23 protein-coding genes are annotated in these 20,499 nt (G+C 65.0%); 6 read left to right on the top strand and 17 right to left on the bottom strand.

Annotation, left to right across the window (positions count from 1 at the left end):
• Positions 1-76 precede the first annotated feature (76 nt).
• A complete protein-coding gene (locus U6115_RS06215) occupies positions 77-406 on the top strand; it encodes a DUF2322 family protein (protein WP_043576456.1) in 330 nt (109 codons plus the stop codon).
• Here U6115_RS06215 and U6115_RS06210 read toward each other — a convergent pair.
• The 11 genes from U6115_RS06210 to U6115_RS06160 all read right to left on the bottom strand — a co-directional run bounded on the left by U6115_RS06210 (position 403) and on the right by U6115_RS06160 (position 7,966).
• Positions 403-1,719 (bottom strand): anaerobic C4-dicarboxylate transporter family protein, encoded by a 1,317-nt coding sequence (locus tag U6115_RS06210; protein WP_043576458.1) that lies wholly within the window; start codon positions 1,717-1,719, stop codon positions 403-405. The two genes, U6115_RS06215 and U6115_RS06210, sit on opposite strands and share 4 nt — an antisense overlap.
• Positions 1,720-1,829: 110 nt before the next feature.
• A complete protein-coding gene (locus U6115_RS06205) occupies positions 1,830-2,768 on the bottom strand; it encodes a MarR family winged helix-turn-helix transcriptional regulator (RefSeq protein WP_230623386.1) in 939 nt (312 codons plus the stop codon).
• Positions 2,769-2,871: 103 nt separating this feature from the next.
• Positions 2,872-3,321: a 50S ribosomal protein L9 gene (gene rplI, locus U6115_RS06200; RefSeq protein WP_043576464.1), complete on the bottom strand. Its 450-nt coding sequence runs from the start codon at positions 3,319-3,321 to the stop codon at positions 2,872-2,874.
• 22 nt (positions 3,322-3,343) lie between these two features.
• The gene (rpsR, locus tag U6115_RS06195; protein WP_011137185.1) at positions 3,344-3,571 is read right to left on the bottom strand and encodes a 30S ribosomal protein S18; all 228 of its coding nucleotides are present in this window, start codon (positions 3,569-3,571) and stop codon (positions 3,344-3,346) included.
• 5 nt (positions 3,572-3,576) lie between these two features.
• Positions 3,577-3,876: a primosomal replication protein N gene (gene priB / locus U6115_RS06190; RefSeq protein WP_021476674.1), complete on the bottom strand. Its 300-nt coding sequence runs from the start codon at positions 3,874-3,876 to the stop codon at positions 3,577-3,579.
• An 18-nt stretch (positions 3,877-3,894) separates the two neighbouring features.
• Entirely contained in the window at positions 3,895-4,272 is a 378-nt protein-coding gene (gene rpsF, locus U6115_RS06185; protein ID WP_021476675.1) for a 30S ribosomal protein S6, read from the bottom strand.
• 156 nt (positions 4,273-4,428) lie between these two features.
• Positions 4,429-4,728, bottom strand: a complete 300-nt coding sequence (locus U6115_RS06180; RefSeq protein WP_052258107.1) for a hypothetical protein — start codon at positions 4,726-4,728, stop codon at positions 4,429-4,431.
• A gap of 28 nt (positions 4,729-4,756) precedes the next feature.
• A complete protein-coding gene (locus U6115_RS06175) occupies positions 4,757-5,170 on the bottom strand; it encodes a hypothetical protein (RefSeq protein ID WP_043576468.1) in 414 nt (137 codons plus the stop codon).
• 11 nt (positions 5,171-5,181) lie between these two features.
• Entirely contained in the window at positions 5,182-5,508 is a 327-nt protein-coding gene (locus tag U6115_RS06170) for a metal-sensitive transcriptional regulator (RefSeq protein ID WP_043576471.1), read from the bottom strand.
• Positions 5,509-5,567: 59 nt separating this feature from the next.
• Positions 5,568-7,046 (bottom strand): multicopper oxidase family protein, encoded by a 1,479-nt coding sequence (locus tag U6115_RS06165; protein ID WP_043576473.1) that lies wholly within the window; start codon positions 7,044-7,046, stop codon positions 5,568-5,570.
• A 128-nt stretch (positions 7,047-7,174) separates the two neighbouring features.
• The gene (locus U6115_RS06160; RefSeq protein ID WP_043576476.1) at positions 7,175-7,966 is read right to left on the bottom strand and encodes an inositol monophosphatase family protein; all 792 of its coding nucleotides are present in this window, start codon (positions 7,964-7,966) and stop codon (positions 7,175-7,177) included.
• A gap of 147 nt (positions 7,967-8,113) precedes the next feature.
• Between U6115_RS06160 and U6115_RS06155 the strand changes: the two genes are divergently transcribed.
• Positions 8,114-8,878 (top strand): RNA methyltransferase, encoded by a 765-nt coding sequence (locus tag U6115_RS06155; protein ID WP_043576479.1) that lies wholly within the window; start codon positions 8,114-8,116, stop codon positions 8,876-8,878.
• Positions 8,868-9,773: a DUF1853 family protein gene (locus U6115_RS06150; protein WP_080770251.1), complete on the top strand. Its 906-nt coding sequence runs from the start codon at positions 8,868-8,870 to the stop codon at positions 9,771-9,773. The genes U6115_RS06155 and U6115_RS06150 overlap by 11 nt, the downstream gene beginning before the upstream one ends.
• A 45-nt stretch (positions 9,774-9,818) precedes the next feature.
• On the opposite strand, the gene fnr is transcribed toward U6115_RS06150, so the two are convergent.
• Positions 9,819-10,565: a fumarate/nitrate reduction transcriptional regulator Fnr gene (gene fnr / locus U6115_RS06145; RefSeq protein WP_043576482.1), complete on the bottom strand. Its 747-nt coding sequence runs from the start codon at positions 10,563-10,565 to the stop codon at positions 9,819-9,821.
• Between the two features lie 106 nt (positions 10,566-10,671).
• On the opposite strand from fnr, the gene hemN reads away from it, so the two are divergent.
• Positions 10,672-12,078 (top strand): oxygen-independent coproporphyrinogen III oxidase, encoded by a 1,407-nt coding sequence (hemN, locus tag U6115_RS06140; RefSeq protein ID WP_043576486.1) that lies wholly within the window; start codon positions 10,672-10,674, stop codon positions 12,076-12,078.
• 160 nt (positions 12,079-12,238) lie between these two features.
• Positions 12,239-14,254 (top strand): methyl-accepting chemotaxis protein, encoded by a 2,016-nt coding sequence (locus tag U6115_RS06135; protein ID WP_043576488.1) that lies wholly within the window; start codon positions 12,239-12,241, stop codon positions 14,252-14,254.
• A 62-nt stretch (positions 14,255-14,316) separates the two neighbouring features.
• Here the strand turns inward: U6115_RS06135 and U6115_RS06130 are convergent, their stop codons facing one another.
• Positions 14,317-15,732 carry an alanine/glycine:cation symporter family protein gene (locus U6115_RS06130; RefSeq protein WP_043576491.1) on the bottom strand — a complete coding sequence of 472 codons (1,416 nt, stop codon included), beginning with the start codon at positions 15,730-15,732 and terminating at the stop codon, positions 14,317-14,319.
• Positions 15,733-16,184: 452 nt separating this feature from the next.
• Between U6115_RS06130 and U6115_RS06125 the strand changes: the two genes are divergently transcribed.
• Complete coding sequence (locus tag U6115_RS06125; RefSeq protein WP_197465960.1) at positions 16,185-16,919, top strand: substrate-binding periplasmic protein; 735 nt, start codon at positions 16,185-16,187, stop codon at positions 16,917-16,919.
• 1 nt (position 16,920) lies between these two features.
• On the opposite strand, the gene ugpQ is transcribed toward U6115_RS06125, so the two are convergent.
• From ugpQ to ugpA, 4 genes are read right to left on the bottom strand one after another with little or no spacing between them, the layout of a single operon-like run.
• Positions 16,921-17,673, bottom strand: a complete 753-nt coding sequence (gene ugpQ / locus U6115_RS06120) for a glycerophosphodiester phosphodiesterase (RefSeq protein ID WP_043576493.1) — start codon at positions 17,671-17,673, stop codon at positions 16,921-16,923.
• Positions 17,636-18,748 (bottom strand): sn-glycerol-3-phosphate import ATP-binding protein UgpC, encoded by a 1,113-nt coding sequence (locus tag U6115_RS06115; RefSeq protein WP_043576498.1) that lies wholly within the window; start codon positions 18,746-18,748, stop codon positions 17,636-17,638. The genes ugpQ and U6115_RS06115 overlap by 38 nt, the downstream gene beginning before the upstream one ends.
• 13 nt (positions 18,749-18,761) lie before the next feature.
• Positions 18,762-19,601, bottom strand: coding sequence for a sn-glycerol-3-phosphate ABC transporter permease UgpE (ugpE, locus tag U6115_RS06110; RefSeq protein ID WP_043576500.1), 840 nt, complete (start codon positions 19,599-19,601; stop codon positions 18,762-18,764).
• Positions 19,601-20,482: a sn-glycerol-3-phosphate ABC transporter permease UgpA gene (ugpA, locus tag U6115_RS06105; protein WP_043576503.1), complete on the bottom strand. Its 882-nt coding sequence runs from the start codon at positions 20,480-20,482 to the stop codon at positions 19,601-19,603. Before ugpA ends, ugpE begins: the two co-directional genes overlap by 1 nt.
• Positions 20,483-20,499: the final 17 nt, after the last annotated feature.

The following is a 20,499-nucleotide window of genomic DNA, read 5'->3' as shown; positions in this document are numbered from 1 at the left end:
AGAGACGTACTGGAACTGTCATGTTTTGCCCTTATTCTCATAGGTTGAAGCCGCAAACATAACAAGGAGAACGGATATGACCACCTTCCAGGAACAGCTGTCCACCCTGCCCGCCACCGACGGCGTCGCCGCCATCGTGCTGCTGAACCCGGCCGGCGAAGCCGTGCACCGGCTGGAAAACCAGCCCGGCACCGCCGGCTCGCTGCGCGTCTACCACGCGCTGGTGAAACGCCACGGCCACATCGACCGCAAGGCCGCGCGCGAGGGACTGGAATTGTTCGCCGAGCACACCGCCGCCGCCCGCGCGCAGCCGGGCAGCCATCCCAATATCGACCGCCTGCTGGCCATCGCCGAGCAGGACGCGCCCGGCCTGCGCGCCCGCCTGGTTTTGGCTAGCGAGGACTAAACGCCGCGCAGCGCCATCAGCGCGAAACCGGCGGCGATCGACGCCGCCGTCGTCGCCAGCCCCGGCAGGATGAAGCTGTGGTTGAACACCCAGCGGCCGATGCGGGTGCTGCCGGTGTAATCCATCTCCACCGCCGCGATCAGGCTGGGATAGCTCGGCAACACGTACACCCCCACCACCGCTGGAAAGATGGCTATCAGCGTCGGCGCAGCCAGCCCCAGCGACACCCCCAGCGGCATCATCACCTTGGTGGTGGCGCCCTGGCTGAACAGGATCACCGCCATGGTGAACACCGCGAAGGCGAACAGCCACGGCGCCTGGTGGATGATGCTGACGATATTGTGCTGGAACAACGGCAGATTGGCCTGGATGAAGGTATCGCTCATCCACGCCGCGCCCAGGATGGTGACGGCCGCCACCGCGCCGGAGCGGAACATGCTGCCGGACACCATCGCCTGCAGGTCGGCCTTGCACAACAGCACCGCCAACGCCGAATAGCTGAGCATGCACATCTGGATCACGTCCACCATCGCCACCGGCTCCAGGCCCTTCGCGCCTTGCCATGCGGGACGCAGCTGCGGCATGGCCGCCAGCAGCACGATCAGCGCCACCGTGAACAGAAACCCATACACCGACCAGGCCGCGGTGCGCGGCAGCGCTTGCACGCCGGCAGCCTGCGGCCGCGCGATGCCGCCCGATGCCAGCCGGTGCCGATACACCGGATCATCGGCCAGATCGCGGCCATAGCGCAACATCACCAGGCTGCCGGCCAGTGCGCCGATCAGAGTGGCCGGAATGCTGATCATGATGATGTCGGTCAGCGCCACGCCGTGCGGCGCCAGCACCGTGGCCAGCGCCACCGTGGCCGCCGAAACCGGGCAGGCGACGATGGCGTTTTGCGATGCCACCGTCAGGCCCGCCAACGGCCGCTCCGGCCGGATGCCGGTTTTCTCCGCCACTTCCACCACGATGGGCATCAGCGCCAGCGCGATGAAGCCGGTGCCGGCGAGAAAAGTGGACAGCCAGCCCACCAGCGGCGCCAGCAGCACGATATGGCGCGGGTTGCGCCGCAAGAAGCGCGCCGCGATGCCCACCATGTAGTCCAGCCCCCGGGCCGACTGCAACGCCGCCGAGGCGGTGATGACCGAGATGATGATCAGGATCACGTCTATCGGCGCGTGGCCGGGCTTGAGGCCGAAGACGAAAGTCAGGATGAACAGACCGGCGCCGCCGGTGACGCCCAGGCCGATGCCGCCCATGCGCACGCCGAGGAAAATGGCGCCCAGCACCACCAGAAGTTGCAGGTAAACCATGATGCGGCTCCCAAGATATCCGAGCCTGATTGTCCCAGCATCCTGGCGCCGCGTACTTGTCGAAAATCAGTACTTGCTTATGCAAAATCCGGCGACGAGCGCAAAGCCGTTCAGCGCTGCAGCGCCAGCGCCATGCGAATTTCGCAGCCGCCATGGCCGGTATCGCCCCAGCGCTCGTCCAGCAGGGCGAAGCCTTCCGCCCGGTACAGCGCCGTCGCCTCGGCCAGCGCAGCGGTGGTTTCCAGATAGCACTGGCGGTAGCCCAGCGCCCTGGCCTTGGCCAGCAGCAGCCGCAGCAGGCGCCGCCCCAGCCCGCGGCCGCGCAAGGCCGGGTCGAAATACATCTTCTGCAATTCGCACACGCCCTGGGCGCCGCCGGCCAGCGGCGCGATGCCGCCGCCGCCCAACAGCCGCCCGTCCGGCTCCACCACCACCAGGTAGCGCGAATCCAGCCGGTTGTACACCGGGAACAACGCGTCCAGCTGCGGATCCAGGAAGCTGCAGCCATCGCCCAGCCCGTACTCGGCCGACACCCGGCGGATCAGCGCCGCCAGCGGGCCGTTGTCGGCCGCCGCCAGCGGCCGGATCGCGAAGCCCTGCTGGCTGTCGGCGTCGCGCAGCGCGCGCCGGTACAACCTCAGGCCATCCTCCAGCCGGGCGCGCTCCGCCTCGTCCAGTTGCGCCAGCACCCGCGCCATGTCAGCGTCCATCGCCGCGTGCAGCCGCGCCAGCCAGTCGCGGCCGGAGCCGGTCAATTCGGCCTGCTTGCTGCGGCCGTCGGCCGGATCGGCGCGCCAGGCGATCAGCCCGCGCTCGGACAAACGCTGCAGCGGCCGGCTGCTATTGGATTTATCCACCCGCAAACGGTCCGCCAGCTGCTGATTGCTGGCCGGACCGCTTTCCAGCTCGATCAGCAGATGCGCCTCCACCGGCGTCAGCGCCACTTCGCCGCAATGGCTGGACAACATGCCCAGCGCGCGCACCACATCGCGCGACAATGCGCGCAGCTCCCTCTCCCGCATGGCGGCCCCCTCACTCAGTTGCGACACGCAACCATATCGTCATTCGTTGCGTATCGCAACCACTGTGGCGATAGGCGTGAAAAAACCCGCTCGAAAGCGGGTTTTTCTTCAAGCCGTCCTGAATCAGGAATTAGGCTTCAGCAACTACGACAACCTTGATCGGGCTCACAACGTCGTGGTGCAGGGCGATTTCGATGTCGTACTCGCCGATGGCCTTGAACGGGCCGTTCGGCAGGCGAACTTCGAAACGCTTCACTTCCACGCCGAACGCGGTCACGGCTTCAGCCACGTCCACATTGGTCACGGAGCCGAACAGACGACCGTCAACACCGGCTTTTTGAGCGATGGTGATAACAGCGTCAACCAGCTTTTCAGCGCGAACCTTGGCGTCGGCCAGGATTTCGGCTTGCTTGGCTTCCAGTTCGGCGCGGCGAGCTTCGAACTCTTTCAGGTTGTTTTCGGTCGCGCGCTTGGCTTTGCCTTGCGGGATCAGGAAGTTGCGGGCGAAGCCGTTCTTCACGTTGACCACGTCACCCAGTTGACCCAGGTTGGCAACTTTTTCGAGCAGAATGATTTGCATCTTTTAAGTTCCTTTCCCGGTCTTAGTGCTGGTCGGTGTACGGCAGGAAAGCCAGGAAGCGAGCACGCTTGATAGCGGTGGTCAGCTGACGCTGGTAGCGAGCCTTGGTACCGGTGATGCGAGCCGGGATGATTTTGCCGTTTTCGGCGATGAAATCCTTCAGGAGATCAACGGATTTGTAGTCGATTTCCTTGATGCCTTCTGCCGTGAAGCGGCAGAACTTCTTGCGCTTGAAGAGTTGACGAGCCATTTTGACTAACCTTTTACAAATTCAACATATTCGATATTGAGTACCAACCGCGGATTGCGCAGACTGCGCTGGCCAAGGAACCCGGTGACGTTGATCACCTGCCCCGCCAGTTTCCCGGAATGCTTCCGGGCGTCGTCGCCTATCCACACGGCCTGTATATCGCAGGCCACATCACGCTCGAATCCGCCAGCTGTCTGTCTAGACTGATGCTTGAGCCACATTTCCACTACCGGCAAGCCGGCGGGCGTGTATCTCAGCGCATCCTCGCGTTCAACCGTGACGGTCAATACCAGACGGTTCTGCAAGTCCGCTACCTCTGCCGATTAGGCAGAAGCTTCGGCCTCGGCTGCCGGCTGCTGGGCGTCCAGCAGGTTTTTAGCCTTTTCGTCCTTCATCATCGGGGACGCGTCGGTGATGGCGCGGTCCAGCTTGATGCTGAGGTGACGCAGAACAGCGTCGTTGAACTTGAAGGCGTGCTCGATCTCGGCCAGGGTTTCCGACTGGCACTCAACGTTCATCAGAACGTAGTGAGCTTTGTGCAGCTTCTGGATCGGGTAAGCCAGTTGGCGACGGCCCCAGTCTTCCAGACGGTGGATCTTGCCTTCGGCGGCCAGAACCATACCCTTGTAGCGTTCGATCATGGCCGGGACCTGTTCGGACTGGTCCGGGTGCACGATGAACACGATTTCGTAATGGCGCATGTGAACTCCTTTTGGCTATTCGTAGCCTTTTGCCATGCGGTTGCAAAAGGCAAGGTAGTAAACCGCAGCATTCTACGCACTTTGCCGCGGCCAGGCAAACTTTAAGCGCGATTTTTCAGCGACTTCGCGGCGCGGCGCCGGCAAAACGCGGCGCGTTTACAACTTCTTGCTGCGCTTGATGTTGACCACCACGCCGTCGCGCAAGGTGACGATGGTGGTGTAGGGAATGTTGCCGTTGGCCAGCCAAGACAGCTGGCGGGTAGTGGAGACGGTGGCGATGCCGCTGGCCAGCCCGCCCTGGTTGCTGTCGCTGCCGTAGTCGGGCTTGCCGACGATGGACACCAGCTCGGCCTCCAGCATGCCGTTGTGCAGCTTGATGAAGGTTTCGAACGGAATCGGGTCGGCGCAGGCCGCGCCGGTCAACAATAGCGCCGCGATGGCGAGTGTGGTTTTCATTGCATGTCTCCGGTAAGCGTGAACAGCATTAGAGGCGATAGGGATGCAGCAAGCGGAGTTGTTTTTCTGTCATGCGAGGAAAGTGGTAATTCCCACCCGACTCCCAAGACTTGGTCCCGGCAATGATCCCCAACTCCATCATTTGCCTCAACAACTCGTCATGGGGATAAAGGTAAAACTGCTCGCCATCACGAAAAGCGATATGGAGATTCTTGCCGCAGTACTTGCGGTCAAACAACAGTCGACAACCTTTCAGCTGCACCTTGAGAAAAGTCTCGCCGTCGATATGGCAGGCTATGAAATCGGCTCCCTGCCAGTCATCCGTCAAGCGCAGGCAGTTGAAGCCGTAATCCGCCAACACCGCCGCCAGCTTCTGGAAATTGTAGTTTTCCTTCTGCCTGGCATTCAGTTGGTCATACTCGACACGCGCCCAAGCCGCCATCGCTACGCGCCCTAGCGCACCTTCTTCACCACGTCGATCAGCTCGGTCACCATGCCGGTGGCGTCGCCCTGCTGCAAGGCGCGCGCCACGCAGCCTTTCATGTGGTTTTCCAGCAACTGCAGCGCCACCGCGTCCATCGCCGACTTCACCGCCGCCACCTGCGTCAGCACGTCGACGCAGTAGCGGTCGGCTTCTATCATGCCGCCGATGCCGCGCACCTGGCCCTCTATCCGCGCCAGCCGCTTCAGCAGCGCGGCCTTGCCCGGCTGCACCACCACCCGCTCGGCGGCGGGGGCGTCGTGGCAGCATTCCTCATGCGGGTGACGGGTATCGGTCATGACTCATCCTGAATTGTCGATGTCGGCATTATCGCGCATCCGGCGCCGGCGCGCCCGGCCTAGGCGCTGACATCCAGCATGCCCATCATGCCGGCGTTCTCGTGCTCCAGAATGTGGCAGTGGAACATGCGCGGCCCAGGCAGGTCCTGGCGGAAGCGTAGCCTCACCTTCTGCTCCGGCGGCACATTGACCACGTCGCGCCAGGCAAGGTAGGGTTCGCGCCGCCAGCCCTTGCCGTCATGCCGCTCGGTCACCTGGAACTGGGTGCCGTGCAGGTGGAAGGGGTGGTCCATATCGGCCTGATTGTCGATTTCCCACTCCTCCACCGCGCCGACCTTGCCGGTGAAGTCCATCCGATCCATGTCGAAGGTCTTGCCGTTGATCAGGAACATCGCCGCCGGATTGGCCATGTCCTCGCTGAACGCCACGCGGCGCCTCACCGCCGGCTTCGGCAGCGGCGCGATCGTCCGCAGCCTGGACGGCAGCGCCGCCTTCGCGACCGCCGGTCCGGCCTCAACATCCAGCAGCGGCAAAACCTTGTCCTGCTCCGGCCCCATCATCTTGCCGCGCGCGTACGGCAAGGCCAACAAGCCGGCCGGCTTGCCGGCGGCGAAACGGCCGGTGACGGCCAGCTCGGCCCGCGCCCCGGGCGGCAGCAATAACGAATCGATGCGGAGCGGCTTTTCGATCAGCCCGCCGTCGGTTCCCACCAGCCAGACCTCGTGCGCAGGCAGCGCCAGCTTCAGCACCCGGGCGCTGGTGGCGTTCCAGACGCGCCAGCGCTGGCGCTCGCCGACGCCCAGCGTCAGCTTCGGTTGCCAGGCGCCGTTGACCAGCACGAACTGGCCCTCGCGGCCGTCCATTTGGTCCGCCTCGCTATTGGCGGCGATTTGCCCCTGCTCGTCCAGCTTCAGGTCGGACAGCACCAGCCACCGTTCGGGCAGATGCGCCAGCGGATCGTCTCGGCGCTTCACCACTAACACCCCGGCCAGACCGCGGTATACCTGCTCGGCGGTATGGCCGTGCGGATGCGGGTGGTACCAATAAGTCCCAGCGCAGCCTGGCGGCAGCGCGAAGCGGTAGTCGCGCGTTTGGCCGGGCGCCACTGGATCGTGCGGATTGCCGTCCTGGTCGGCCGGAATCGGCAGACCGTGCCAATGCACGGTGGTAGCTTGCGGCAGGCGGTTGTCGAAGCGCAGATGCAGCGCATCGCCTTCGTACAGCTCGATGGCGGGCCCCGGCACGCTGTCGTTGTAGGCCCAGAAAGCGGTGGCCGCCTTGCCGGGCAGCAAGGGCAAATTCAGCGCGGCGGCAGTCAGACAGCCGCTGAGCGCGCCCTCCTTGCTCTCCAGCGGCAAGCGCGGCAACGCTGGCAACGGCTGGCCGCGCGCCAACTCCAGGCCGGCCGCTACCGGCGACGCGGCCGCGATATCCTGGCCGCCGTGTCCGGCATGGCTGGAAGCGGCCAGGGCCGGGCGGCCCAGCCAGGACGAGAGGGCCAGCGCGCCTCCCCACTGCATCACTTGTCGACGTTGCATCTCACGCTCCATCAGATACCCCACATGGGTATATTGAAACCTAGAGCGCGCCAACTGGCAACAGTTCCGCGCGGCCAAAAAAAACGGCAAGCCTGAGGCTTGCCGTTTTTGGGGATGAAGGCTGGCGCTTACTTGCCGACGTGCGGCGCCAGAGTGTGCAGCAGCTGCGCCAGCACTTTCGGGTTGGCGGCGACGATGTCGCCCGATTCCAGCCAACCCTGCTCGCCGGTGAAGTCGGTGACGATGCCGCCGGCTTCCTGCACGATCAGGCTGCCGGCCGCGATGTCCCACGGCTTCAGGTTCAGCTCGAAGAAGCCTTCGACGCGGCCGCAGGCCACATTGCACAGGTCGAGCGAGGCCGCGCCTTCGCGGCGCACGCCGGCGGCCTTGCCGATCACGTCCTTCAGCATGCCCATATACTGGTCCAGATAACTCTGGTCCGACACCGGGAAGCCGGTGGCGATCACGCACTCGTTCATCATGAAACGCTTGGACACGCGGATGCGGCGGTCGTTGAGGAAGGAACCCACGCCGCGCGAGGCGGTGAACAGGTCGTTGCGGCTGGGGTCGTACACCACCGCCTGCTGGATCTGGCCCTTGTGCGCCAGCGCGATGGAAATCGCGAACTGCTGGTGGCCGCGCAGGAAGTTGGTGGTGCCGTCGATGGGGTCGATGATCCACTCGTATTCGGAGGAGCCGACGCCTTTGGCGCCCGACTCTTCTGCTAGAATCGCGTGTTTCGGGTAGGCCTCGAGGATGGTTTGGATGATAGCCTCTTCGGCTGCGCGGTCCACCTCGGTAACGAAGTCATTGTGTTTCTTCTTCTCTACGCGAATGGTATCGAGGTTAAGCGACGCGCGCTGGATAACACTGCCAGCGCGGCGAGCGGCTTTAACCGCGACATTGAGCATCGGATGCATTGACGGCCTCTACACTTGAACAATGGGCAGGCGCGGCGTTCGATGACGCGACGCCTGCCGGTAACAATCTGGGTTAAGGAACAAAAAAACCCGACGCCTGGGCGCGGGCTTTTGATATATGCCCGCTATTTTAATGTGAAACCGCCAATGAATAAACCCCAAGTACCTGATTTTCTGAAAAACATCCGCATCGTGCTGGCCAGGCCCAACCATCCGGGCAACATCGGCTCGGCCGCTCGCGCGATGAAAACCATGGGGCTGACCCGCCTCTACCTGGTGGAACCCAAGGTGTTTCCCAGCGACGAAGCCAACGCGCTGGCCTCCGGCGCGGTGGACGTGCTGGAGAGCGCCACCGTGGTCGGCTCGCTGCAAGAGGCGCTGGCCGACGTCACCGTCGCCTGCGCGCTGACCAGCCGCCGCCGCGAGCTGACCACCCCGCTGTCCACCCCGCGCGAAACCACGCCCGAGCTGGTGGCGCGCGCGCGCGACGGCGAGCAGGTGGCGCTGGTTTTCGGCAACGAAACCTTCGGCCTGTCGATCGAGGAAGTGGAGCAGTGCAACCGCCTGGTCACCATCCCCGGCAACCCCGACTACTTCTCGCTGAACCTGGCGATGGCGGTGCAGGTGATGACCTACGAGCTGTTCAGCCACACCGGCGTGAACGTGGAATACCTGCGCGCCGACGGCGAAGCCGCCACCCAGGGCGAGGTGGAAGGCATGTGCGGCCACCTGGAGCAGGCGATGGACGACATCGGCTACTTCCGCCGCCGCAACAGCGAGCGGCTGATGCGCCGCATGCGCGCGCTGTTCAACCGCTCCGGCGTGCTGCGCGACGAAATCGACATCCTGCGCGGCTTCTTCAAGCAGGTGCAGCGCGCCGCCGACGGCAGCCTGAAGCGGGATGAAGACTGAACAGCCGTTCTCTCTGCCCTACGCGCACCCGGCGGTGCGCGATCTCGCCTTCCTGCTGACCTCCCCCTCCCCCTGGCAATCCGGCGCCGACCTGCCGCCCGAGCGGCTGCTGGGCGCCGACGGCGCGGCGCTGCTGGGCCGGCTGGAGCGCGAGCCGGCGCCGCTGCTGGACTGGCTGGCGGCAGCCCAGCACAGCCGGCTGGGAAAATATGCCGAACGCTTGCTTTCTTTCTGGTTTCGCGCCGCGCCGCACATTCGCCTGGCGGCGGAAAATCTCACCGTCATCAACGAAACGCGCCGCACCCTGGGCGAATTCGACTTCCTGCTGTGGCTGGACGGCGAACCCTGGCACCTGGAAACCGCCAGCAAATTCTACCTGCAACTGGGCAACGGGCCGGACACGCTGGTCGGCCCCAGCCTGCGCGATGCCTGGCGGCTGAAAGCGACCAAACTCGCAACACAATTGCAACTGAGCCGCCATCCCGCCGCCGCCGCGCAACTGCCCGATGGCTTCGCCGCCTGCCAGACCGGCGCGCGCCTGAGCGGCTGGCTGTTCTACCCCGCCGGCCAGGCCTGGCCGCCACCCTCCGGCGCATTGCGCGGCTGGCACGCGCCGCTGCTGCCGGCTTGGCCGCAAACGCTGCCCGGCTCGCGCTGGGCCTGGCTGCCGCGCCTGTCCTGGCTGGCGCCGGCCCTGCTCGACGCATCCCGCGTCCACAGCCAGGCCGCGCTGCGCGAACAACTGCTGGCCTGCGCCGCGCCGCAGCTGGTGGCGGAGCTGCAGCCGGCCGGCGGCGGCCTGTGGCGGGAGACGGCGCGCGGCTTCGTCACCCCGGACGGCTGGCCCGATCCGGCCCGGTTGGCGGAGCTGCAAAGCAAACTGCCGCAGCCATGAAAAAAGGCAGGTCCGAAGACCTGCCTTTTTTGCCCAGCGGCGGGCTCAGTGGCCGTTGGCGTGCACGCAGCCGGCGATCAGGTTTTTCAACTCCTCCACCTTCACCAGCTGGATGTGCTTGTGATCGACAGTGATCCAGCCCTGCTGCTGGAACTTGGACAGCGTGCGGCTGACCGTCTCCAGCTTCAGGCCGAGGAAGCTGCCGATTTCCTCGCGGCTCATCCGCAGGATGAAGTCGTTGGCGGCGAAGCCGCGGGTGGACAGCCGTTGCGACAGGTTCAGCAGGAAGGCGGCGATGCGCTCCTCCGCCTTCATATTGCCGAGCAGCAGCATCACGTTCTGGTCGCGCACGATCTCGCGGCTCATCAGCCGATAAAAGTGGTGCTGCAGGCTGGGAATGTCGCGGCTCAGCGACTCCATCCGGTTGAACGGCAGCTCGCACACCTCGCTGTCCTCCAGCGCGATGGCGTCGCAGCTGTGGTTGTTGGTGGAGATGCCGTCCAGGCCCATCAGCTCGCCGGACATCAAGAAGCCGGTCACCTGCTCGCGGCCGTCCTGGCTGGCGACGCAGGTCTTGAAGAAGCCGGTGCGCACCGCGTACAGCGACTTGAAGCCCTCGCCGCTGCGGAACAGGTACTCGCCGCGCTTCAGGCGGCGGCTCTGGCGGATCACCGTATCCAGCTGGCTCATCTCTTCGCGGTTGAGGCCGACCGGCAGGCACAGCTCGCGCAGGCTGCAGCTGGAGCAGGAAATTTTCAGTGTGTGTAACGCTGTATGGTTTTGTTCAGACATGCTGTGTTTGCTGCAAGCTGGTGAAGCTTGACCCTTGTCAATGCGGAATTCGCAGGTTTTGCGCAAATTTACCAGTCCACCAGAAGTTTTACCATCCGAATACGACATGAAAACCACCCATCCGTTTTCCCCCGCCCATTTCGAGTTCGACCGAGAGCTGATCGAACGCCTGGATGGGTCGGGACCAAGATACACGTCATACCCGACTGCGGATCGCTTTACGCCGGGTTTCTCAGCACATGACTACCAGCATGGTCTGCAGCAGCGCCGCATCGGCGCCAACCGCAAACCTTTATCATTGTACGCTCATATACCATTTTGCAACACAGTTTGTTATTACTGCGCCTGCAACAAGATCATCACCAAAAACAAGAGCAAGGCCGACCAATACCTGGACTACCTGGAAAAGGAAATCCTGCTGGTGGCCGAACAGCTGGGCTGCCGGGAAAAGGTGATACAGCTGCACTTCGGCGGCGGCACCCCCACCTTCCTCGACGACGGCCAGCTGGCGCGGCTGATGACCATGCTCGGCACGCATTTCGAGTTCCTGAGCGACGGAGAATATTCCATTGAGATCGATCCGCGCAAGGTAAAACGCGAAACCATGTTCCGCCTGGCAGAATATGGCTTCAACCGGATCAGCGTCGGCGTGCAGGATTTCGACCCCGCGGTGCAGCGCGCCGTCAACCGCGTGCAGAGCGAACAGGAAACCCGCCAGGTGATAGCAGCCGGGCGCGAGGCCGGCATGAAGTCGGTCAGCCTGGACCTGATCTACGGCCTGCCGCTGCAAAGCCGCGACTCGATGCTGCGCACGCTGGAAAAGGCCATCGCCCTCGATCCCGACCGGCTGGCGCTGTACAACTACGCCCACCTGCCGACGGTGTTCATGCCGCAGCGCCGCATCAACGAAGCCGACCTGCCCAGCGCAGCCGCCAAGCTGGACATCCTGCAGGACGCGGTCAAGATGCTGAGCGACGCCGGCTACGTGTTCATCGGCATGGACCACTTCGCCAAGCCGGACGACGAGCTGGCGGTGGCGCTGCGCCAGGGCCGGCTGCAACGCAATTTCCAGGGCTACTCCACCCACGCCGACTGCGACATGCTGGCTTTCGGCGTGTCGTCCATCGGCAAGGTGGGCTCCAGCTACAGCCAGAACGACAAGATGCTGGAAGGCTATTACGCCGCGCTGGACGAGGGGCGCCTGCCGGTGGTGCGCGGGCTGACGCTGGACAAGGACGACGTGCTGCGCCGCACCATCATCCAGGGGCTGATGTGCCGCTTCTCGCTGTCGATCGAGGCGATAGAAGACATCTACGCCATCAATTTCGCCCAATATTTTGCGGCGGAAATGCCACAGATACGCGAATTCCAGCAGCAGGGGCTGCTGTCTTTCGATGGCGACTTCCTGATGGTGGAGCCCAAGGGCCGCTTCCTGATCCGCAATATCGCCATGATTTTCGACCGCCACCTGCGCGAACGCCGCACCCACGCCCGCTACTCGAAGACCATCTGAGCGCCCCCGCCGGCCACCGCGCCGGCGGCCCTGGCCGCATCCTCCATGAATCCCGCCTTGCGCTAAGCGGATTCACTTATACAGTGAAGAGCGAAGCACGCCGTTCGCATGTCCGGTGCGGGAGCGTTGTAATCATGGTCGATATCGAAGGAGCCCCGCCATGTCCACCCCCATCGTCAGGCTGATGCAGCGCCTGAGCTATCCCCAGCGCTTCGCCGTGATCGGCCTGGTCTTCGCCATCGCCCTGCTCTATCTGGTATACGGCTTGTACCGCAGCAATCAGGACAATATCGACTCCACCGCCAAGGAAAGAGTGGGCGTGGTCTACATGCAACCGCTGGCCGCGATGCTGGCGCAAGCCCAGCAGGCCCAGGAGCTGGCAGTGCGCGCGGCCCTGGGCGACGCCCAGGCTGGCAACGAGCTGCCCGCCGCCGCCCAGCAGCTGCAGGCCAGATGGCAGGCGTTGCAGGACAGCAACAGCCGGCTGGGGGCGGAACTGGCCAGCGACGCCGCCTGGAAAGACGCCGCCGCAGCCTGGGACAAGCTGAAAACCGCGCCGGCCGGCTCGGCCGAACAATGGATAGCCGCCTACGGCAATCTCAGCGACAAGCTGAACAATCTGATCGGCGCCATCAGCGACAACTCCAACCTGACGCTGGACCCCGACATCGACACCTATTACCTGATGGACGCCGCCACCGCCAAGCTGACCACGCTGGTCAGCCATCTGGGCGAGGCCAACGCCGTCGCCGCGCTGGCAGCGGCCAACCATCCGCTCGCCCCCGCCCAGCGCGACCGGCTGGTGGAGCTGCGGCCGCTGATCGCCGAGGTCAACGACGGCCTGGCCGGCGACATCGCCAAGGCAGTCGCCTACAACCCCAGCCTGAAGCCGGACATGGCAACCCAGGCGGACAAGCTGGCGGCGGTGCTGAAAAACCAGCTGCCGGCGATAGACGACGCGGTCGGCGGCAAGACCGGCGCCGCCGGCCTCAAAGTGGCCGGCCACAGCGCCGACGCCGCCCAGGCCGTCTCCGCCTACATCGCCGCCGGCTTGCGGCAGCTGGACCAGCTGCTGCAAGCGCGGATAGACCGCACCGCCAATCAGCGCAACACCTATATCGCCATCGGCGTGGCGTCGATGCTGCTGGCCATTTTCCTGTTCCAGCAGCTCTATCTGTCGATCACGCTGCAGCTGGGCGGCGAGCCGCTTTACGTGCAACAGGTGGTGGAGCAGCTGGCGGCGGGCCGGCTGGACACCCGCATCCAATTGCGCGACCGCGATGAAATCAGCCTGCTGGCGGCGATCCGCCAGATGCGCAACCAGCTGCGGGAAACCGTGGCCCAGCTGCTGGACACCGCGCGCGAAACCCACCGCGCGGCCGACGCGATGGCGCTGAGCGCGCAAAGCATCACCGCCGGCAGCGCCCAGCAGAACGAGGCCGCCGCCAGCATGGCCGCGGCGATAGAGCAGCTGAGCACCAGCCTGTCGGTATGCGCCGAGCAGTCGGAACAGGCCGACCGCCTGTCCAGCGACGCCGCCAGCCGCTCATCCGACGGCAACCGGGTGATCGCCGCCACCGCCAGCAGCATGGACGGCATCGTCCGCGACGTGTCGTCGGTGTCCGACACCATCTCCGACCTGGGCCGCCAATCCCAATCCATCGCCGGGATCGTCGACGTGATCCGCGACGTCGCCGATCAGACCAATCTCTTGGCCCTGAACGCGGCGATCGAGGCGGCGCGCGCCGGCGAAATGGGCCGCGGCTTCGCTGTGGTGGCCGACGAAGTGAGAAAGCTGGCCGAGCGCACCGCGCTGTCCACCACCGAGATCAGCACTATCGTCGGCCAGATCCAGAACACCGCGCAAAAGGGCAACGACAGCATGCAGCTGGGCATGAAAGCCATCATGACCGGCCAGGAGCGCGCCCGCGAGGCGGGCTCCAGCATGGACAACATCCGCCACTGCGTCGGCGACGTACTGGACAGCATCCACCAGATCACGTCCTCGCTGCGCGAACAAAGCAGCGCCAGCCAGACGCTGGCGCTGAGCGTGGAGCAGGTGGCGCGGATGTCCGAGCAAAACAGCCTGGCGATGCGCGACAGCGCGCAAACCGCCGGCGAACTGCAGGCGATCTCGCAGCGGCTGATGGGGCTGGCCGAGCGCTTCACCGTCTGAGCCGGCCAGCAAAAAGCCCGCCGGATGCGGCGGGCTGGGTCATCGCAAACAAACCGCCGCGCTTACCAGATGCCCTTCTCCACCTTGGCGGCCAGCTCCGGATACTGGTCCGCCTTGAATTCCGGCGCGGCGACGCCGGCCTTCAGCTGGCGCTGGTAATCGCCCAGCACGATGAAGAAATAGCGCGACAGCAGCGCGATGGCCGCCAGATTGATCAGCGCCATCAGCCCCATCGCCAGGTCGGCCATGTCCCACACCAGCGGCAAGCTGGCCAGCGAGCCGAACAGCACCATCGCCAGCACCACCAGGCGGAAGGCCAGCAATGCTTTCTTGCTGTTGCGGATGAACTCGACGTTGCCCTCGGCGTAAGCGTAATTGCCGAGAATGGACGAGAAGGCGAACAGGAACATCGCCACCGCCAGGAAGGACACGCCTATCGGGCCGAACTGCGACTCGATGGCCTTCTGCGTCAGCGCCACCCCGCTCAGGCCCTGGTCGTGCGCGCCGGACAACAGGATGATGGCGGCGGTGGCGGTGCAAATCACCATGGTGTCGATGAACACGCCGAACATCTGGATCGCGCCCTGGCTGGCCGGATGTTTGGAAGTGGCCGTCGCCGCGGCATTCGGCGCCGAGCCCATGCCGGCCTCGTTGGAAAACAGGCCGCGCTTGATGCCCAGCATCATCGCCTGGCTCACCGCGTAGCCGGCCACGCCGCCGGCGGCCTGCTCCAGCCCCAGCGCGCTCTTGACGATCAGCAGCACCAGGCCCGGCAGTTCCGCCGCGTGAATGGCCAGCACGTAGAAGGCCATCACCAGATAGATCAGCGCCATCACCGGCACCAGCCATTCCGCCACCCGCGCCACCGCGCGCACGCCGCCGAAGATCACCGGCGCGGTCAGCGCCACCAGCGCCAGCCCCACCGCCCACGGCTGCCAGCCCCAGGCGCCCTGGGTGGCGGCGACGATGGAGTTGGCCTGCACCGCGTTGAACACCAGGCCGAAAGCCAGGATCAGGCACAGCGCGAACAACACCCCCAGCCAGCGCTGGCCCAGGCCTTTCTGGATGTAGTAGGCCGGGCCGCCGCGGAAGGTGTCGTCGTGGTGGCTGGTCTTGAACAGCTGCGCCAGCGTCGATTCGACAAAGGCGCTGGACATGCCGAGCAAGGCGGTCAGCCACATCCAGAACACCGCGCCGGGGCCGCCAGCGGCGATGGCGATGGCCACCCCGGCGATATTGCCGGTGCCGACCCGGCTGGCCAGCCCGGTGGCGAAGGCCTGGAACGGCGAGATGTCGTCCTTGCTGACATGGCCGCCGCGGCCGCCCACCATCTCGCGCCAGCCGCGGGAAAACAGCCGCAGCTGCAGCAGGCCGGAACGCAGGCTGAAATACAGGCCGACCGCCAGCAGCAGGGCGATCAGGATCTTGCCCCACAGCACGTCGTTGATCGCGCCGATCAAAGAATGAAACAACTGCATGATTCTCCTTAGGACATCTGAGCGAAGCCCTCCCCGTTCCGGCGGCGCAGGCCGCGGAAGCGAAGGAGGGAAAGTTTGGAACAGTCCCGGTCTGACGCCGGGATGGGAACGATGCCGTGAGAGCCGGCATGGCATTCGGTGTGAGCCCCTGCCGAATATCGCCCGCGCGCAAGCGCGATCGGGTCGAATCTAGCAAAAGAAAGCGATTGATGGCAATTCAACGTTGACCATGCCGGATAAACGGCGAAATCATTGCCAGCCGCTCAGCGCTATATAAGAAAAAAGAAGTCCGGCCCAGCCCGGCTTAGCAACGGATAGACCCGCGCGCGCATGCGGATGGCAAGGCGAACCTCCGGCGCAACAAATATTCCCGTCCGCCGCGTCCGGCATCGCGATGCTAAGCTGAAGCGAATGGCGGCGCGCGCGGCGGCCATTCCCAGTCCGAAGGCGAAATGATGAAATACGGCAGCGTCCTGTTCCTGCTCTGGAGCCTGTTCTGCATGGCGGCCGCCCCCGCTCCCTGGCGGCTGGTCGCCGACGCCAGCTTCGAACCCTACAGTTATCTGGGGCAGGACGAGCGCACGCCGCAAGGGCTGGATGTGGAACTGGTGCGGGCGGTGATGCTAGAAATCGGCGCGCCGTTTCGCATCAGCCTGCTGCCGTGGGAAAGAGTGAAACTGCAGTTGGCGCAGAAGGAAGCGGATGCCGGCTTCGTCTTCACCGGCACCGCCGAGCGGCGCGCGCAATACGATCTGGTGGGGCCGCTGCGCAAGGGCCAAACCGTGTTCATCACCCTGAGCCAGGGCCCGCTGCAATACTGGCGCGTGCTGGACGACCTCAAGCCCTACCTGATAGGCCAGGTGCACGGCTACGCCTACGACACCGATTTCGACAAGGCGGATCTGGAGCGCGATCTGCACGCCACCTCGCCGCGCCAGCTGGTGGCGATGCTGCTGGCCGGCAGGGTGGATGTCATCGTCGGCGACAAGCTGCAGCTGCTGTATTTCATCCAGCAACTACAGGGGGAAAGCCAGGTGCGGGTACTGTCCAAGCCGCTGGTGGAAATGCCGCGCTACGTGGCCTTCGCCAAGGGAGATCCGCGCGCGCGGCAGTTCGAGGCGGCGCTGAAGCGGCTGCAGCAGAACGGCGCGCTGCAGCCGATATTCCAGCGCTGGTCGCAGCGCTGATCTAGCCGCGCGCCGGCAGCAGATCCAGCCTGTCGGTGCACAGGCTGTCCACGCCCCAGGCCAGCAGCCGGCGGGCATCGGCCGGGTCGTTGACCGTGTAGCACAGCAATTGGTAGCCGGCGGCCTTGATGCCGCGCGCCAGCGGCTCGGTCAGGGTTTTATGGTCGCAATGCAGCGCCACGCAATCCAGCTCCGCCAGAATGGCGCGCCAGTCGGCCGGGATCTCCTCGCACAGGAAGGCGCGCGGCAGCGCCGGCTCGGCGGCCTGGGCCGCGCGCAGCGCCTCGATCTCGAACGAGGACAGCAAAGGCGGCACCGCCGCGCCTGCCCACAGCCGCGCGGCTTCTTGCGCCACCAGCCGGCCGGTTTCCTCGAAACGGCCCGGGCAGGGCTTGATCTCGATATTCAGCAACATATCCTGCGCCAGGCAATAGGCCGCCACATTGGCCAGCGTAGGCAACGCCTCGCCGGCGAAAGCGCCGCCCTTCCAGCCGCCGGCGTCCAGCTGCGACAGCTCGGCCATGGTCTTGCCCTGGGCTGCGCCCTGGCCGTTGCTGGTGCGGTCCACCGTGTCGTCGTGCAGCAGGAAGCAGACTTTGTCGGCCGACAGCTTCACATCGCACTCGGCGGCGCGGTAGCCGTAGCGAATGCCTTCGCGGAAGCCGGCGACGGTGTTTTCCGGCGCCAGCGTGCCGCCGCCGCGGTGGGCGACGAGTTCAGGATACGGCCAGGCTTGCTTGTTCTGCTGCGGCATGCGCGATTCTCCGTTGATTCTCTGCGTCGAACAGGTGCAGCGCCTCGGCGCGCACCGATAATTCCAGCCGGCTGCCGGCCTCCGGACGCTGGCCGTGCGCCAGCCGCGCCACCACGTTGTGGCCGGCCATCAGGCCGTAAACGTAATTGTCGGCGCCCAGCATCTCGATGCTGTCCACCCGCAGGCTGAGCGCCTCGCCGCCCTCGTCCGCCGCGCGCAAATGCTCGGGCCGGATGCCGACCTTCAGCTTGCGGCCGGCCAGCGCCGGATTGGCCGCCGGCAGCGCCAGCGACACGCCGTCGCCCAGCAGCAGCCGCTCGCCGCGCTCGTCCGCCTGCGCGTCGAACAGATTCATTCCCGGCGAGCCCATGAAGCCGGCGACGAAGGCGCTGGCCGGCCGGTCGTAGATTTCGTCCGGCGCGCCGATCTGCTCGATATGGCCCTTGTTCAATACGATCACGCGGTCGGCCAGCGTCATCGCCTCCACCTGGTCGTGGGTGACGTACAGGCTGGTGGTGGCCAGCCGGCGATGCAGGCGCTGGATTTCCAGCCGCATCTGGCCGCGCAGCTTGGCGTCGAGGTTGGACAGCGGCTCGTCGAACAGGAACACCGCCGGCTCGCGCACGATGGCGCGGCCCATCGCCACGCGCTGGCGCTGGCCGCCGGACAGCTCGCGCGGCTTGCGCTGCAACAGCTGCTCCAGCTCCAGCACCGCCGCCACCTTCAGCACCCGCTCCATCACCTCGGCCTTTTTCAGGCCCTTGAGCTTGAGCGCGTAGCCCATGTTCTCCGCCACCGTCATGTGCGGATACAGCGCGTAGTTCTGGAACACCATCGCAATGTCGCGGTCCTTGGGCTCCAGCTGATTCACCAGCCGCTCGCCGATGCGGATCTCGCCGTCCTCGGTGCTCTCCAGCCCGGCCACCATCCGCAGCAGCGTGGACTTGCCGCAGCCGGACGGGCCGACGATGACCACGAACTCGCCGTCGGCGATCTCCACCGAAATCTCTTCCAGCACCCGGCGCTCAGCGCCGGGATAGCGCTTGGCGATGTTCTTCAGACTTAGTTTTGCCATTTGGCGCTCTTTCTCATTTCTCGTTGTCCACCAGGCCCTTGACGAACCAGCGCTGCATGCCGATCACCACCAGCAGCGGCGGCAGCAGGGTCAAGAGCGCGGACGCCATCACCAGGTGCCACTGCACCGCGCCCTCGCCCAGCATGCCCTTGATCGCGATCACCGAAGTGGACATCGCCGGATCGTGGGTGACCAAGAGCGGCCACAGATACTGGTTCCAGCCGTAGATGAAGGTGATCACGAACAAGGCCGCGATATTGGTGCGCGACAAGGGCAGCACCACGTCGATCAGGAAGCGGATCGGCCCCGCGCCGTCCACCCGCGACGCCTCCATCAATTCCTTGGGCAGCGTCATGAAGAACTGCCGCAGCAGGAAGGTGGCGGTGGCGGACGCGATCAAGGGCAGCGTCAGGCCGGTATAGCTGTTGATCAGCCCCATCTTGGTCACCACTTCCACCGTCGGGAAGATGCGCACTTCCACCGGCAGCATCAGCGTGGCGAAGATCAGCGCGAAGCCGGTCTTGCGGAACGGGAAGCGGAAATAGACGATGGCGTAAGCCGACAGGAAGGAAATCACGATCTTGCCGACGGCGATCAGCATCGCCATCACGAAGCTGTTCCACAGCGTGCGCGCCAACGGCACCGCCAACCCGCCGCTGCCGCTCCACAGCACGGTGGAGAGGTTGGTCCACAGCTGGCTGCCGGGCAGCAGCGACAGCGGCACCCGCGTCACCTGATCGGCGTCCTGGCTGGCGGCGGCGAACATCAGATACAAGGGGAAGGCCACCACCAGCATGCCCGCGATCAGCATCGCGTGGCAGAACAGGTCCAGCCCTTTGCGGTTCTCCACCATCAGTACTGCACCTTTCTTTCCACGTAACGGAACTGGACCAGCGTCAACAGGCCGACCACCGCCATCAGCACCACCGACTGCGCGGCCGAGCTGCCCAGATCCAGGCCCTTGAAGCCTTCCAGGTATACCTTGAGGATCATGGTCTCGGTGGACTTGCCCGGCCCTCCGCCGGTGGCCGCGTCTATCACCGCGAAGGTATCGAAGAAGGCGTACACCAGGTTGACCACCAGCAGGAAGAAACTGGTCGGCGACAACAGCGGAAACACCAGGTCGCGGAAGCGGCGCAGAGGGCCGGCGCCGTCTATCGCGGCGGCTTCAATCAAGGACGCCGGTATCGCCTGCAGGCCGGCGTAGAAGAACAGGAAGTTGTAGCTGATCTGCTTCCAGGCCGAAGCCAGCACCACCAAGAGCAGCGCCTGGCCGCCGTTGAGCGCGTGGTTCCACTCGTAGCCGGCCTCGCGCAGCAGATAGCTGATCCAGCCGAGACTGGGGTTGAACAGGAACAGCCACAGCACCGCCACCACCGACGGCGCGATCGCGTACGGAGCGATCAGCACCGTCTGGTAGATGCGGCGGCCGCGCGTGATCTGGTTGGCCATCACCGCCAGGATCAGCGCGCTGCCGGTGCCCAGCAAGGTCACCAGCGCGCTGAACAGCAGCGTGGTCTGGATGGTGCCCAGATACAGCGGGTCATGGAACAGCAGGCTGAAATTGGCCAGGCCGACGAACTGGCTGTCCAGGCCGAACGGGTCCTGCTGCTGCACCGACTGCCACAAGGCCTCCAGCGCCGGCCACAGGAAGAAGATCAAGGTGATCGCCAGCTGCGGCGCCATCAAGGCGAAGCCCAGCCAGCGATTGGAAAAATGAATGCGATTCTGCATGCGTGGACTCTATCGAG

The organism is Chromobacterium subtsugae (assembly GCF_035919665.1).
Lineage (GTDB): Bacteria > Pseudomonadota > Gammaproteobacteria > Burkholderiales > Chromobacteriaceae > Chromobacterium > Chromobacterium subtsugae.
Note: the sequence above shows the minus strand (reverse complement) of the source record. Positions and strands in the feature narration are given on the sequence as shown.